This is a genomic window from Cerasibacillus sp. JNUCC 74, from assembly GCF_053667775.1.
Genome location: NZ_CM132207.1, coordinates 3,352,114 through 3,366,914 on the forward strand (window position 1 = coordinate 3,352,114; position 14,801 = coordinate 3,366,914).

Sequence of the window (14,801 nt, forward strand, 5' to 3'; positions counted from 1 at the left end):
CCTTAAACGAATCGGGCATTTAGGTGCCGTTATCTCCCACTTAGACCCTTTTGTACCAACTCAGGCTCTTGAAGTGGGAGTCTTACGGCACCTTACATACGGGATAAACTACTTACCATTTCTTCTAATTTTGCTTTCCAATCAGGAGCCTTAATAATTCCACTTGTTCCGCCAGTACCATCAGCACCTTCTCGGATAACTTGTCTGACATCTTCTCCGGTACTTACACCTGCTGCCTGAAGAACCAGGATATCTGAATTCACATGTTTGATTGCAGATGTTGTTTCTTTTCGATAAGACGATTCACTCGTAGTACCGGTTCCAATTAAACTGGTTGGTTCACAAATAATCATATTAGGCTCTAACTCTGCAACTGCCTTACATTGTTGTACCGTGTCAGCACAAACAATTGTAATGAGTCCCAATTCATCAGCTCTTCGTATTGTTTTATCTAGGCTGGATAAAGTTAACGGATTTTCTGCATGATTTAAAACTACAGCTTTCACGCCGATATTTTTTAAAGCATCCGGAAGAACATGACCCATACCTCTTCCTGGTGTTAAATGATCCATATGTTGAGCGGTAATGATTAAATGATTTGTATTCTCTATTATCTTCGGTAGATCCACTAATTGACCTGTAAATAGTATGTCAATATCATATTTCTCTGCCAATCCGTTTGAAATCTTAGCTAATTTTAATAAATCATCTCCGTAAAGATATGATTTAGGATTTACAATAAAAACCGGTTTTTTAAAATTGTAGTTAATCATATTGAAAATTCCTTTCTAATCAAATATTCAATTTTAGCCAAGATATTAATTTGTTAACTTTTCTTTAAGTTGAATAAAAACGTCTTCTTTGCCAACCCCGGTTAATAAAGGGACTCCATTAATCACCTTACTTTTAAGATGATCAGGCACAATGGTTGTACTAATGACTACATCATAATTGTCAATATTATTTATTTCATCTGAAATTTTGCTTTGGAATAACTTCACTGTATTTTCCAAATTATTTTCCTTTAGCCAATCTTTTATTTTGCCTGTAACGACAGTTGATGTTGCAACTCCTGTTCCACACATAATTAATAATTTTTTCATTTACATTCCTCCCATAAATTTAACTTTTAAATTCCGGCTAACAACAACATGTATGCTTGAAGAATGAACAATACCATACGAGCTAAATTACATGGTGCTATGTTAGCTTACATCTAGCTTCACCATAGCAGGATTAAAAGAGTTTGGTTATTTAATAAGCTCAATTACCATATTTCCCCTTCCATGTCAGCATTGGATTTTAACGCAGAACCTAATTTTTCAAATCTTACTTTGAATGTAAAAACATATAAGGTTGATGATGTTTACCAACTTTTTTGTTTTACCCAAGACTTAAGACTCTATTTTTTTACTGCCTTTGATCTTACTTTGGTAAATCAAGGCAAATAAGACAACAACGAAAATGAATCCGATCCCTAACCAAGTTATTCCCAAACCACCAAATAAAATGGTTGTCCATGCACCGCCATCACTTAATACACTTATGGAGGGATTTCCTCCTAAATCAAAGTTGGATGCAATTGCGGAATCGGTGATTAGCGGAGCTGCCCAAGATGCCACATACAGTGTTGTAACAATATATAATGCTCCCCCTATCACAGTACGAAGTATGTCTCCCCTAAAGACTGCCGCCATTAAACAAATCATAAAAGGAATTGTGGCTAAATCGCCTAAAGGCAGTACCGTATTTCCAGGTAAAATGACTGCTAACAGTAATGCAATCGGTACCAATAATAATGAAGCCGATAAAACGGATGATTGACCAACAGCCAATGCACTATCCATTCCTATATATAACTCTTTACCGGGGAACCGTCTTTGCACCCAACTACTTGCGGCTTCAGAAATGGGGGTAAGCCCTTCCATTAATAAAGCAACCATCCGAGGCATAAGCAACATGACAGCACCGGTTACAACACCCAAATTTAAAGTGCCACTAACATCATAACCAGCTAATAACCCAATAATTATTCCAATAAAAAAACCTAAAACCGTTGTATCACCAAAAACACCAAATCTTTTTTGAACTAATTCAGGGCTGATATTTATTTTATTTAAACCGGGAATTCGGTCAAAAACCCAGTTCAATGGTAATGCCAAAAGAAAACCCGGCGTCGAAGAACCATGCGGAAATGACATATTAGGTAACTGATAATATTCTTGAACATAATTCGCACTCTTATCCGCCATAAAATAGAGAAGCATGGAATGCGTAATCATGGTGAAAATACCTAAAGCAAAACTTGCTGTTGCTGCATATACGATTGATCCTGTAAAGGCAATATGCCAAAAGTTCCAAATATCAACATTCAACGTTTTGGTCAATCCAAATAAAAGTAATACGACATTTACTAAAATACCGACAATTATTGCCATACTTCCCAAAAGGGTACCATATGCAATCGCTGATGCTGCCGGCCAACCAACATCTATTGTTTGTAACGATAAATTGTAATTATCAACCATTGCTTTAGCAGCCGGACCTAAGTTATCAGTCAAAAGACCAATGACTAAATTCAAGCCAATAAAGCCAATCCCAATAGTTAAAGCAGATTTAAAGGCCTTTCCTGGCTTTATCCTTAAAATCAAGCCAAATGCCAAGAAAATAATTGGAAGCATAACACTTGCTCCTAAATCAAGAAACCATTGAATTACCTGTTGAAAGACTTGCATCGAAACTCCTCCTTTTTAAATAGCCTTTTATTCTATTTCAGCATTTTTCATTATGTTTTTAAATTCAATCCGTGACGTACATTCTTTTAATTGATTGACTAATCTTTCGTTTTGGAAAAGATCAATAAGCTTTTGCAAAATCGACAACTGTTCATCCGATTTCTTTAATGCCAGCATGAAAATTAATGATACTTCTATTTCATTATCTTTATTGGCCATATCCCTAAATCTGACAGGTTTTTTTAGTGACATAAACCCAATCTGTGAATGTTTTACTTTTTCACTATCCGTGTGCGGTATTGCAACACCAGTTCCATTAACAAATAATCCGGTTGGAAATTTAGATTCTCTGGATATTATTCCTTCATAGAAGTCTGATGTAACTAGACCATGTTTAATAAAATAATCCGATAAGACCCTTAAGGCCTCTTCTTTAGAGTTTCCATCAAAATTAAGCAAAACTATTTCTTTATTAAAATACATCAAAGAGCCTTCTTTCTAAAATTTCTTTTATTAAAGATCTACAACCATTTTTAACCTTTACTGTATATTGTAATTTGTTTCCGACATTTATTTTTATATTTATCCTAGCCAATTTTTTTAAATTTATACGATCATTATTAGCGTTACTAGTTGGATTTCTCGTTGGCTTCAGAAACTTAGATGTTTCGAAATCTTATATGTAGCATTGCGTATTGAACAGCTGTATTTGATTTTTGACTCGTTACAAATAGCTCCAAAATCCTATCGTTTTTAATTTCATCCCTATCTCTACCATCGCACTCTTTATGGGATATCCCTTGATGTAACTTTATTAATACATCAAATTGAACCATTCCCTTTTTAGAGCATTTATAACACTCGGTGCAACATTCGTTAAAGATACACCGAATAGTCATTGGTACGCGTAAGTTCGTATGTCATTCACTTCCCTTCGCAACCTAAAAATGAAGTGATGATTTTCCCTTTCATAACCCTTAACAAGCATTTATTTAATGCCAAAAATAGAAGCAGTTTTTTGGAAAAAAATCCTTATAAGACATTAGAAAAAATTTGGCTTGTCACCAAGTTTTATGTCGAAAGCTCTGTTTTTCTTATACGATAGAGCCTAAAGTTTTGTACTTTCCTATTAGTATAAAAAAGCCCAACTGAACATAAGCAAGCTGGGCATGAAGTAATATATTTGATCAGATATTGTTTGTTGGCACATTTACAGCCATAATAATCCCATAACACTTCAAGGCGTTTCTTAATATTTCTAGTGGTATCCAATTAAGGATAAAATAAATAAACAGGAGATATCTTTAAATGAAATAAAAAAATAACAGCAACCTTTTTCAGTTCACTGCTACATATTTTTATTTTAGGTATTCAGATTATCATGTAGAATTTTTCTATTTCAGTTTTCGACTGTTCTTCCGCAATCCACCTATTTGTTGAAGAATAAAATGAAAGTCTAAGTAGGTGATCCGTTCCCTAACTTCAAATTTAGCTGTCTGTGCAAAATTTAAACCCTTAGGGAACCACGAAACCCTCTAACTCCATAGTAAGAGGACGCACCATTGTGATACACGAAAACACGCCCAAAGCGATAATCGCAAAAAAGGGCACCGCCGAGTTCCCTAATATCAGAGGGTGTTTGCACCCAACTCGACGTTTTCATATCGAATTTTTCAAGTTTTTGCAACGCTCGATATTGTTCTTCCGTTAATAGTTCAATGCCCATGGCAGTTGCCATATCAATAGCGCTATTTTCCGGTTTATGTTTTTTCCTTGACTCCAGCCCTTCACGGTCGTAACAAACACTTCTGCGACCTTTAGGACTTTCCGCTGAACAATCATAAAAAATGTATTCATCCTTCTTTTTATCATAACCAACAACATCTGGTTCACCGCCAGTTCGTTCCATTTCATTGAGCGACCATAGTTTTTCAGTATTAGCTTCCAGCTTTGCTTGGACTTTAGCCCATTCAAGACCTTTATGACGGTTCATGTTTTTCTCAAAACGAGCTTGCAATGTTCTGAGTAATTCTTCACGTTGTTCTAGTGACAGCTCTTTATTATTGCTGGTTTTATCTCTCTTTGTCATGTTAGTTTCCCCCTTATTGTTTTTTGCTCATCCTGATTTTGAATAAAGTTATCCTGTAAACTTTCAAGATATCTAAGAATAAACAAATTAGTCAGAATTCAATACAACCACCCGAGTTCCCGTGTTTTTTGATATGATGGATTATCATCAGATCATCAATGTTTGTAGACTTATTATATCAAGAACTAGCTTTATTTCATATATTCAAAGACGCTATGAGAATGGACAAGGAATTTTTTATTGATTTCAAGTTCACATTTATATTTTTATGTTAATAGAAAATTCAATTAAAAAGATTGTGTCGTTATGAGAACTTGCGATTAGAAAGGTAAAAACATTGGATTTAAATATTATAATTTTAGTAGCCTTAATATTGTATTACCTCAAGATATTCTCTCAAATTTAAAAGCAGCTTTACATTTTAATAAAGATCTATTAACTATTTCAAGGTAGGCGAACAAGTTTAAGTCACCTAGCTAGCTCGATTCAGAAAACTATTCTTATTATAACTAACCTATCATATAAAATAATAAGTTTAGATCGAAATCCTACGCCTGCCAAATTTTTTACCTCAAATAATATCTATTTTGTCTATTTTTCTAATTGACAAAATAGATATTAAAATACCAATGACCGCTAATAATAACGGAATATAAACAATCGAAGCTACAGAAAAGACTGGATTATGAGAACTAATTAAAAAAACGATCACAATTGACGAAATAATTGTTGCTGGGACAGAAAATTTTCGCATTCCGAAATATAAACTAATTAAACTTGTTCCTGCTGCCGCAAAAGCAAATGTAATGATTGGAATAATTTGTTGGACTACCATTTCCAATGAAAGAGTACCTGGAATGATTTGAAAGTATGGATTCAATGCAAAAAATGAACCAAGTACAAAAAAATTAGATATAATGATTGTAATAAAGGTTAAGGAACCGACAATAAATAGTTTTACACCAATTAACTTCTTTCTATTAATAGGATACGTAAACAATACGGTGATTGTTTTATTTTTAAACTCTTCGATCACTAATTTTACAATTAAGACCGCTGCAAAAATAATAAATGTGGCTCTTACAAATGCACCTATTATAATAAAAACTTCGTCGTAGTCAAGAAAAACAACATTACCTTCCAACTTTTCAATATAACCAATGATAAAAAGGGAAGAAAGGATTAGGATATTTGCAATAACTGCTCCCTTTACATACCATCCCATTTTCACTTTTTTGAATTCCAATTTCATTAATGTAAACATGTATAAACCATCTCCAATTATTTTTACCTTACTTCATCTTGTTTCTCTTTATCCATTAACCCCATAAAATATTCTTCTAAGGACGTTATTTTTTTACTCATTGACTCAATCTCGATGCCGTTTAAAATCATTGTTTTTGAAATCTCCGATTGTGACACACTCTGTTCAAAAATACGAATGATTTTCTGGTCAATTATTTTAAAATTACGCAAATGAAGTCTATTTTCGAGAATAAAACATGCCCTCGTCGGATTTGACGTTACGAACTCCATGTATTCTCTATTTTTTTTTCTCATTTCCTCCAGCGAAACTTCTTCGATTAATTTTCCCTTGTTAACAACTCCGATCGTATCCGCCATTTGTTCAATTTCAGCTAAAATGTGACTAGAGATTAGCATCGTAATATCATATTCTTTACAGAGTAGTTTGAACAAATTTCTAATTTCTCGTATACCAATAGGGTCAAGTCCATTAATTGGTTCATCGAGAATTAATAGCTCAGGTCTTGTAATAATGGCTCTTGCAATACCTAAACGTTGCTTCATCCCTAATGAAAAGTTCTCCACCGGTTTATTGTCAATATTTATTAAATGAACCATTTCTAATACTTCATTTATCGCTTTTTTATTATGGTAACCCATATATTCACAGTGAAGTTCTAAGTTTTCCTTAGCTGTAAATTTCTCATAGAAAATCGGATACTCGATCATACTTCCTATCCTTCCTAACACATCGTATGACGAAGAAGGGGTCAATGGCTGTCCAAAAATCTCAATTTCTCCGGCGGTAGGTTTTATTAAGTTTGTTAGCATTTTCATGAGTGTTGTTTTTCCTGATCCATTCGGACCGAGGAATCCATAAATTTCGCCTTTTTTTACATTCATATTTATTTTTGATACGACTTCTTTCCCTTGAAAACACTTTGTTACGTTATGTGTCTTTATGATATACACCATATTTCCATCCTTTCTTCAAGTTTAGTTATATGCATCGTACCAACCAGCTGTTGCTTTTCTCTTTCTTAATTCTTACTTATTTCTTAAGTTAGTAAGTGATTCGTGGTAACGTAACCGTAAATGTTGTTTTCTGATATGGCATACTTTGTACATGTATCGTTCCATTCATTTGTTCTAGCAGTCTTTTCGTAATTGTTAATCCTAGCCCGCTTCCGTGAAAGGCTTTGTTTCTTGATTCTTCTAATGTGAACATTCTTTCGAAAACGAGATCTTGCTTCTGTTCCTCGATTCCTTTTCCTCTGTCCCATACGTCAATACAAACATGTTTTTCGTTAAAAGTTAGAGCTAAACCGAGTATCTTACCGTCACTGCCATACTGGATGGCATTTGACAAAAGATTATGTAAAACTCTGTTCAGCGCTTCTTTATTTCCTACTACATGAATGGGGTTATCTGGTAATTGGAAATCTATCTTTAACCCTTTAGTTTGAACTACATCATAGAATGAAAGTAAATTATCTTTACAAATCTCATTGATATTTATTTTCATTAGTGGAATTTCTTTATCTCCTGATTCCACTCTTGCCAAATCGAAAAAAGCATTCATTAGATCGATAATTTCTATTGTTTTACGATGAACTTGTAATAGCAGCCTTTCTTGTTCCTTTTGATCGATTGTTTTGTCTTTCTGAATCATTTCGATATACCCTAGTACGACTGTTAATGGTGTTTTCAAATCGTGTGAAATATTGGTTAACATTTTTTTCATAGCCTGTCTTGACTGATTGTATTTTGCAATTCTTCCCTTATGCATATCAAGCAACTTATTTATTTCAATTATTAAAGCTTTTAACTTTTTATCATCCGTCATTAATAATAATTGTTCCATAGAATCTTCTTCTAAAATTTGTCCGAGTTTATTAGCCAAATAATCTAGTTTTTTATCTCTATTTGTCATTTGTACATACTGAATTATATTTAAAGTTATTAAAATAAAGATAACGCCCATCACCATAAACATCATTTAGAATTCAATTCTCCTAGTCTGTAGCCGATTCCCCATAATGTTTCAATATATTGTGGATTCGCTGGGTCATCATCTATTTTTTCTCTTAATCTACTCATATGGACGTTAATCACATTTTCATCTCCATAATATTCTTCTTTCCAAACTAAACGATAAATTTGTTCTTTCGTAAATACTTTTGTAGGATGTTGAATAAATAACTTTAATATTTCCCATTCTTTGTTTGTTAGTTTGATAGTAATTCCTTTTTTACTAATATGAAAATTATCTATATCAATCGTTAGCTTATGAATGTGAAGCATTTTTCGCTGGCGTTTTTCTTTATGTCCGGAATACTCGGTTGCTCTTCTGATGGATGCCTTCACCCTTGCAAGTAATTCAATCATGGAAAAAGGCTTTGTGAGATAATCATCTGCGCCAAAACCTAGACCGATCGCTTTATCTACATCACTGTCTTTAGCAGAAATAATTAGTACCGGAACGAGACTTTGATTTCTCATCTCCTTCAAGCAATCAATGCCACTCTGTTTTGGTAACATCAAGTCTAATATGACCAAATCAAATGTTTGTTGTTCAAATAAATCCATCGCTTCTTTTCCATCTGATGAATGGATGACACAAAATCCTTCTTTGGATAAAAAGTTTGTAACCATCTCGGAAATCGATGGGTCATCTTCTATTAACAATATTTTGTCTTGCATCCGTTACATCCTCCATTTCCATTTACATTTTCAAATCATTTTCTAGCATTGCCCCTGGTTAACATTGTGACTTTTATTTTAATGTTTTAGTGAAATAAGGTACAGTAAAAGGAACAAAACTTGATGATCCCTAAAGCTCCCGACCCTATTGGGCAGTAGTTTTCCTTTATCTTTCTGAAAGATGCGTAAATTCCGGACTACATTCCTTATTTTCTAGCATTAGATATGAGTAACTACTAAATCGTATGTATCAAGTCATGTAAGTGCTTTCTTAATTAATTGTTTTGCAACATTTTAACAACAATAGTTCCTAGTTACAAAAGTGTCTTCTAGCAGGATTTTTTTATTTCTAATTTTTTTATTATTAGACAATTAAAACGGCTATAGAGATTTTGTCCATTTTTCTTCTTTAGAAGTTGATTTGAAAGAAAGCTGATTTTTGATGATATCCAAATTGTGCCTAAATAAACACTTCAAACCATTCTTGGATCTAGTGTTCCCGCACTTCCATGAAGAGCAATAGCTCCTTTTACAATATTTATCATTTTTAAATTACATTCATGTATTGTTTCTACAATATAGAGTTGTGTTAAATGCCCATGAGCTATTTCACTATTTGTATCTATTGTTTGGATACTTCATCCGCAAAAACATTTGCTGAACGACTGAATAACCTTTTTCAATGTAAACATTATCACGTTAAATAAAGAGAATGAGCGACATATTTGTGAATCCATCCTTGAGAGTGGTACTGAAAAGAATTTGAGTAGATACTGCCGGCGAAACCGATATATTATCGAGAGGTAAGTATTTTTTACAATACTTGCAATTTGGGTGGCAACGCGGATATCAAACTTCCGTTCCTTTTTAGGGATGGAAGTTTTTTTATTTCTATTTTCAAACTAAAAAGGAGGTCGTAAAATGTTTAATATTAAACCACTTAGGGAGAACTTTAAAGAGGTAAAAGTAAAATTACAACATCGTGGTGAAGACTTAACCGAATTAGAAAAGTTTGCTGAACTTGACCAAAAGCGTCGGAAATTAATCGTCGAAACTGAACAATTAAAGAAAAAGAGAAAAGATGTATCTTATCAAATCGCCGTTCTAAAGAAAGAGAATAAAGATGCTGAAGTTTTAATTGTAGAAATGCGTGAAGTTGGAGAACAAATAAAGAAACTCGATGAAGAATTACGTGTGATTGAAGAAGAATTAAATGCATTACTTTTGTCCATTCCAAATTTGCCGTATGAAACCGTACCCATTGGTGATACAGAGGATGAGAATGTTGAAATTCGTAAGTGTAGAGAACTTCCTCAATTTGATTTTGATCCGAAACCCTATTGGGATGTTGCTACTGAATTAGAAATTATTGATTTTGAACGTGCTGAAAAGTAATAGGAAGTCGCTTTGTTTTTTATAAAGGCCTTGGCGCAAAATTAGAAAGAGCACTAATCTCCTTTATGCTTAATCTTCATACTGAACAACATGGTTATACAGAAATATTACCTCCGTATTTAGTGAATCGTGTTAAGCCTTACAGGGACTGGCAGCTGCCAAAATTTGAAGAAGATGTGTTTTTAGTTGAGAAGGAGGATTATTTCTTAATACCAACGGCGGAAGTGCCTGTACGAATTACTATCGTAATGAAATATTATCCAAAGATGATCTTCCTGCTAAGTTTGCTGCGTACAGTGCTTGTTTTCGTTCTGAAGCTGGATCGGGAGGAAGAGACACACGTGGTTTAATTCGTCAACATCAGTTTAATAAAGTTGAATTGGTAAAATTCGTTAAACCAGAAGATTCTTATGGGGAAATGGAAAAATCAACAAATGATGCAGAAAGGTATTACAATTGTTAGGACTTCCATATCGGGTAGTAGCTATTTGTACAGGGGGTCTAGGTTTTACTGCTGCAAAAAAATATGACTTAGAAGTATGGCTACCAAGCTACGACACATATCGTGAGAATTCTTCTTGCAGTAATTTTGAAGATTTCCAAGCAAGAAGAGCAAATATCCGGTTTAGAAGAGAACCAAAAGGGAAGCCCGAATTCGTTCATACGCTAAATGGTTCTGGATTGGCAGTTGGGCGTACTGTTGCAGCCATTTTAGAGAATAATCAACAGAAGGAAGAAAGAGTACGAATACCAGAAGTTTTAAGACCTTATATGGGTAGTAAAGAATATATTGGAATTGATGAATAAAATAGGGGCTGTTCCAATTCGAGGTACCTAAATAATAGGATATAAAGCGTGGCAGCAACATCCACTTCTATATCGTGAAGACCCTCAGCCAGCCCCTTACTTAAAAATTTTAGTAAGGAACTTCTTCTGAGACCCCAAATATTAACTCATAATCATCACCTCCAATCGTACCACGGACGACGTAACTATTTTCATATTTGTAATAAGTGTTTGATAAAACAAACAACATAAGGTATGGCCTTAACTTTTTCCCATCTGTATTTTTATAGAAAATTCCTGCCTATCTACCTGTTTTCTGGATACTATCGCCATATAAATCCACAATGGATACGCTTACTACCCAGTAATTCTTGATATTAAATGATAATTTATTTATTTTTATTTTCGTTAAGTGATACTATCCGTAGATAACGGTAAACACTTGATTCAGACATTCCCATTACTTTAGCAACGTCAATTACAGTACCTTTAATATCAAATACACCAGATTCCTTTAATTTGGAAATGGCGAGTTTTTTTTGTTCAGGTGATAATTGAGCACCAGATTCTAATATATCTTTGTCTATTTGTGTATAAATAATGTTATGAATATTTTCGGTCAGTTTTTCAACGGGTTGTTCCTGTTCTGTTTTTTTGTCTATATACGCTATATCCCAGCTTAGATTAGCTAAATTTAATAAATCCTTTGCGACCTTTCGATAGGCATCCGCATCAAAGTTTATACACAAAAGACCTTGTAATTGACCTTCATGATCTTTTATAAACATGGTTGATGAACGAAATTTTTTACCTTTTGGCCCTTCTCCAACATAATTTACAATAAAATCTTTTTTTAAATATACTTTTTCCTCAATTAACTTTTTCGCATAGTTGGTTAAGGGGCTATTTAATGACCTTCCACTTAATTCACCATGGACGATGTGACCAATGTGCGAACCTCCGTCAGGATCTAAAACATGTAATACAAATTCATAATGAGATCCACAAATTTCACCAAAATAATTCATTATATTTTTATAGTGTCGAAAAAGATGATCATCCAATCAGTACTCCTCCTTTTTATAAATCCTTCTTTTTGAATGATTGGTTAAGAATTTCCAAGATAATTTTAAGTAAATCGTTTTTAATCACGATTGAATTACAACTATTTACTATAATAATAGTTCAAAAAGGTTTACTCGTCCTTTTTTCGGATGCAATTTTCATTTAGTCCAGCTTTTGCAAATCAATCTTCTGTCTTCTAGAAAGGCTCTATTTAACCATAAATTCAGTATTGTACCTTTCGGTTACGACTATATTTAAGGAGTAGTCATTTATCCCATTCATCCTTATTCATGATTGAAATGTTATATAATTCACAAACTGGTAAAAACATCTTCCTAAACTATTCAAATAAATTATTCTACAAGTAACTGTTAACTTTTTGGCAAACCGTTTTCGTATTGCTGGATAAGAAGGAACATCCTGGTTTCCAACTGCTGTGGAAGAGGAAAGGATCCAATTTTTATTTAAAAAAGTTGCCACTATACTATAAATGGATAAGAATACCTTTCCAATGAAAGAAAAGATGTCAAATGGCACGTCCTTTTTTTATACAGATAATTATAACAGATTTTACAGACAATCCAATATTATAATAAAAATTTTTTATTAAAGAAATTTTTTATTATAATATGTTGACGGTATATTTTTTATGTGATATTTTTAACTTGTAATAATAAATTATTATATTGATAAATTTTTATTACAAGTAGAGACATTATATCGTTTTTCTTAGAAACTTATGAAATCTTGTCCTTGGATCTATTCAAAATAATAATAATAGGAGGTGAACTCAAAAACAGGAATAACAAAATAAAAAGGTATTCTGATCGATTATTTGGCGTATTTTGAAAGCGGTTTTATATAGTTGTTTCTATCCGTAATAAGGAATCTAATTACTAAAAATTTATTATGTGTCTGCTTTTATTGTTGCATATGCAAATCATTTCTAGTCTAACAAGTGATTAAAGAATTATTGAAACTTAACTTCATAATAAGTAAGCACCAATTAAAAGCAAAAATTTTCCATTTCAATAAGAATTTGAAATAATTGGTACCCCATTCTTACTGACACATTAGAAGCACTTTCATGTAAAATTCAGCCAAATTTAAATACGTTTTAATTTTTAATAAATGTTATTTCAAGATTATTCCAGTAAATTAATTAAATTCAAGGGAGGATTAGCCATGAGCGTAGTAACGGCGAGAGAAAAAAAGAATGTCAGTTACAAAAGTTGTTTTGATGTGATTGGACCAGTTATGATCGGACCTTCAAGTTCACATACGGCAGGTGCTTTAGCCATGGGATTGGTTGCAAATAAATTATTTAAAGGTCTTCCAAAAAAAGTGGTGGTAAAGTATTATGAATCTTTTGCAGAAACTCATAAAGGACACGGAACTGATTTTGCCATTATTTCCGGTATATTAGGTTTTGAGGCTGATGATAGTAGGGTACCAGATGCTATTAAAATAGCAGAGTCTCAAGGCATTGACATCACCTTTTTAGAAGAATCAGGTGATAGTCCTGCCGGGCATCCCAATACTGCTGACATTTATCTACAGGATGATAGCCAATATATTCGAACAATGGGCATTTCAGTCGGTGGTGGATTAATTAAAGTGAAACATATTGAAATCGATGGATTTAGCTTACATCCTCAAGGTTCATTACCAATAATGATAGCGATTTCGGATCGAAATAATCTTGAACTTGAATTACACAGAATCTTTAAAAAGCACGATGTGGATATTAATAACTCCATCAGTTTGGAGAAAGACGGAAAATACTTATACCAATTCGATTTGGATTCACAATTAAGTAGGGATGCCCGGAAAGAATTAGAAAAACTCAGTGAGATGGCTAAGATCATTATACTTTAATTTTACCAGGGGGTGAAACGGTATGTATATGTCTATTAAAGAAATAGTAGATGCTGCAAATGAAAGACAAGTACCCATTTATATATTAGCAATAGAACAGGAAATGGAAGTAATGAGATCTACTTTTGATGAAGCTTGGCAGAATATGGAAAAAAACTTAGAAACAATGGAAAATGCTGTAAATAGGAGTATTGAAGGCGATGGTGTATTTTCGCTGACTGGGTTAACTGGAGGAGAAGCGGTTAAAATTAAAAAATATCGTGAAAGTGGAAGAACGCTTTCTGGCGATATAATGATGAGAGGCGTCCAGAGTGCTATAGGCACAAATGAAGTGAATGCGGCTATGGGAGTTATTTGTGCAACGCCAACAGCTGGAGCAAGTGGAACAATCCCGGGTGTACTTTTTACCATTAAAGAAACGTTACAGTTAAGTCGTGAGGAACAGATTCATTTTCTGTTTACTTCAGCATTATTTGGTATGATTGTAGCAAATAATGCGTGTATTGCAGGAGCTTTAGGAGGATGTCAAGCTGAAGTAGGTAGTGCCTCCGCAATGGCGGCTGCAGCGGCAGTAGAAGCTGCAGGAGGAACACCAGAGCAATCAGCTCACGCTTTCTCAACCGCACTACAAAATTTACTCGGTTTAGTTTGTGATCCAGTTGGAGGTTTGGTAGAGATTCCTTGTGTAAAAAGAAATGCCGTTGGAACGGCTAATGCATTAGTTGCAGCAGATTTAGCATTAGCTGGTGTAGACAATCTAATAAATGCTGATGAAGTAGTTGAAGCAATGTATAAAGTAGGTAGACAGATGCCTCGGGAATTAAGGGAAACTGGCTTAGGTGGGGTTGCAGACACACCGACAGGCATTGCTATTAGAAATAAAATTCTCGGAAAAGAACAATAAG

General features: G+C 33.6%; 12 protein-coding genes and 1 pseudogene. 3 read left to right on the forward strand and 10 right to left on the reverse strand.

Features of this window, described 5'->3' with window-relative positions; translation table 11 throughout:
- Window positions 1–92: 92 nt before the first annotated feature.
- The 9 genes from JNUCC74_RS14945 to JNUCC74_RS14985 form a co-directional block, all read right to left on the reverse strand.
- Complete coding sequence (locus tag JNUCC74_RS14945; protein ID WP_454065959.1) at window positions 93–773, reverse strand: triose-phosphate isomerase; 681 nt, start codon at window positions 771–773, stop codon at window positions 93–95.
- A gap of 45 nt (window positions 774–818) precedes the next feature.
- Complete coding sequence (locus tag JNUCC74_RS14950) at window positions 819–1,103, reverse strand: PTS sugar transporter subunit IIB (protein WP_077318236.1); 285 nt, start codon at window positions 1,101–1,103, stop codon at window positions 819–821.
- 291 nt (window positions 1,104–1,394) lie between these two features.
- Window positions 1,395–2,735 carry a PTS galactitol transporter subunit IIC gene (locus tag JNUCC74_RS14955; RefSeq protein ID WP_454065960.1) on the reverse strand — a complete coding sequence of 447 codons (1,341 nt, stop codon included), beginning with the start codon at window positions 2,733–2,735 and terminating at the stop codon, window positions 1,395–1,397.
- A 27-nt stretch (window positions 2,736–2,762) separates the two neighbouring features.
- Window positions 2,763–3,218 carry a PTS sugar transporter subunit IIA gene (locus tag JNUCC74_RS14960; protein ID WP_454065961.1) on the reverse strand — a complete coding sequence of 152 codons (456 nt, stop codon included), beginning with the start codon at window positions 3,216–3,218 and terminating at the stop codon, window positions 2,763–2,765.
- A gap of 1,024 nt (window positions 3,219–4,242) precedes the next feature.
- Window positions 4,243–4,824, reverse strand: coding sequence for a DUF4256 domain-containing protein (locus JNUCC74_RS14965; RefSeq protein ID WP_454065962.1), 582 nt, complete (start codon window positions 4,822–4,824; stop codon window positions 4,243–4,245).
- Window positions 4,825–5,395: 571 nt separating this feature from the next.
- Window positions 5,396–6,088, reverse strand: coding sequence for an ABC transporter permease (locus JNUCC74_RS14970; protein ID WP_077318244.1), 693 nt, complete (start codon window positions 6,086–6,088; stop codon window positions 5,396–5,398).
- Between the two features lie 23 nt (window positions 6,089–6,111).
- Window positions 6,112–7,044, reverse strand: a complete 933-nt coding sequence (locus JNUCC74_RS14975) for an ABC transporter ATP-binding protein (protein ID WP_454065963.1) — start codon at window positions 7,042–7,044, stop codon at window positions 6,112–6,114.
- Window positions 7,045–7,132: 88 nt separating this feature from the next.
- Entirely contained in the window at window positions 7,133–8,068 is a 936-nt protein-coding gene (locus JNUCC74_RS14980; protein ID WP_454065964.1) for a sensor histidine kinase, read from the reverse strand.
- Window positions 8,065–8,772: a response regulator transcription factor gene (locus tag JNUCC74_RS14985; protein WP_454065965.1), complete on the reverse strand. Its 708-nt coding sequence runs from the start codon at window positions 8,770–8,772 to the stop codon at window positions 8,065–8,067. Before JNUCC74_RS14985 ends, JNUCC74_RS14980 begins: the two co-directional genes overlap by 4 nt.
- Window positions 8,773–9,693: 921 nt before the next feature.
- On the opposite strand from JNUCC74_RS14985, the pseudogene serS reads away from it, so the two are divergent.
- A pseudogene (gene serS / locus JNUCC74_RS14990) lies at window positions 9,694–10,974 on the forward strand (serine--tRNA ligase).
- A 368-nt stretch (window positions 10,975–11,342) separates the two neighbouring features.
- Here serS and JNUCC74_RS14995 read toward each other — a convergent pair.
- Window positions 11,343–12,017 carry a helix-turn-helix transcriptional regulator gene (locus JNUCC74_RS14995; RefSeq protein WP_454065966.1) on the reverse strand — a complete coding sequence of 225 codons (675 nt, stop codon included), beginning with the start codon at window positions 12,015–12,017 and terminating at the stop codon, window positions 11,343–11,345.
- A gap of 1,186 nt (window positions 12,018–13,203) precedes the next feature.
- On the opposite strand from JNUCC74_RS14995, the gene JNUCC74_RS15000 reads away from it, so the two are divergent.
- A complete protein-coding gene (locus JNUCC74_RS15000; RefSeq protein ID WP_454065967.1) occupies window positions 13,204–13,896 on the forward strand; it encodes a serine dehydratase beta chain in 693 nt (230 codons plus the stop codon).
- A 22-nt stretch (window positions 13,897–13,918) separates the two neighbouring features.
- The gene (sdaAA, locus tag JNUCC74_RS15005; RefSeq protein ID WP_454065968.1) at window positions 13,919–14,800 is read left to right on the forward strand and encodes an L-serine ammonia-lyase, iron-sulfur-dependent, subunit alpha; all 882 of its coding nucleotides are present in this window, start codon (window positions 13,919–13,921) and stop codon (window positions 14,798–14,800) included.
- Window position 14,801: the final 1 nt, after the last annotated feature.